Genomic DNA, 1375 nt, shown 5'->3' on the forward strand with positions numbered 1-1375 from the left:
GTCACTTTACGCTCTCTCTTAGAATATTATCGTCAACAAGCAAAATCACCCCGTGAATTGGGAACGCTGTTTGAAAATCTTGTCATGGCTTATCTTATGCATGACCCTCTCCATTTTGGACGATATGAAACGGTTGAGAGCTATTATGAATGGGCTAAAGAGCATGAAGGTTGGAATAAAAATGATATCGGTATTGATCTAGTTGCTAAGCTTCGTCATCAAGAAGGTTATGTGGCTATTCAATGTAAGTTTTATCAAGCAGACCATCAGATCAGTAAAAAGGATATTGATAGCTTTATCGCTGCCTCTGGAAAAGACATCTTTAAATATCGCCTTCTCGTTGATAGTACGGAAGTGGAATTAAGTGACAATGTGAATGCCATGATTAAAGGACAAGCGATACCCGTTTATCGTATTGACCTTCGTCATATGGAAAACAGTCGGATAGATTGGCAAATATTTGCAACAAAACAAGAAGTGGTTCTGAAATCAACAAAAGAGCCTCGTCCCCATCAAGAAGAAGCCATCAAGAAAGTCTGTGAAGGTTTACAAGAAGCAGACCGTGGCAAGCTGATTATGGCATGTGGAACGGGGAAAACTTTCACCAGTTTGAAGATAGCAGAAACCCTTGCTGGAAAAGGCAAGCGTGTTTTGTTTCTGGTGCCTTCTCTGGCTTTAGTCTCGCAAACGATCCGTGAATGGACAGCCGATGCACAAGTACCTTTGCGTTCTTTTGCTGTGTGTTCGGATACAAAAGTAGGCAAGCGTCGTAAAAACCAAGATGATATTGTTGGTATGGAAACATCAGATCTTGTTCTCCCTGCTACCACGGATGCACAGCCCTTGCCAAAGAAGCTTGCGAAAACCTCGCAGATGCAATGACGGTTATCTTTTCAACCTATCATTCCATTCAAGTGATTTCGGATGCACAAAATACCCATGGGTTACCTGAATTTGATCTGATCATTTGTGATGAAGCCCATAGAACAACTGGTGTTGTGTTGGGAACAGAAAAGCATGAATCTGAATTTATCAAGGTTCATGACAATAGCATTATTCGAGGCAAAAAACGCCTCTACATGACAGCAACCCCAAAGATCTTTAGTGACAAGCTGAAAAGGAATGCTTTCTTATCCAATAACGTTTTGGTGTCCATGGATAATGAAAAACTCTATGGCAAACAACTTTACACTTACAACTTTTCACGTGCTTTAGAGGATAAGCTGTTAGCACCTTGTAAAGTTATCATATTAGTTGTCAACGAAGAAGAAGTAAGCCAATCCATTCAACATCTGATAACCGATAAGAATTATGAACTTATTCTTGACGATAGGACCAAGATTAATGGCTGTTATAGAGCCCTTACCAAAATGGA

2 protein-coding genes are annotated in these 1375 nt (G+C 40.2%); both read left to right on the plus strand.

The features are described 5' to 3' along the window. Positions 1–882: DEAD/DEAH box helicase family protein (locus ACFIQE_RS10400; RefSeq protein ID WP_375707703.1), on the plus strand; the 882-nt coding region annotated here is incomplete at its 5' end. Then, positions 804–1375: DEAD/DEAH box helicase family protein (locus ACFIQE_RS10405; protein ID WP_375707704.1), on the plus strand; the 572-nt coding region annotated here is incomplete at its 3' end. The genes ACFIQE_RS10400 and ACFIQE_RS10405, both read left to right, overlap by 79 nt.

The sequence above is a fragment of the Bartonella sp. AA1HLJMS genome (assembly GCF_042197445.1).
Lineage (GTDB): Bacteria > Pseudomonadota > Alphaproteobacteria > Rhizobiales > Rhizobiaceae > Bartonella.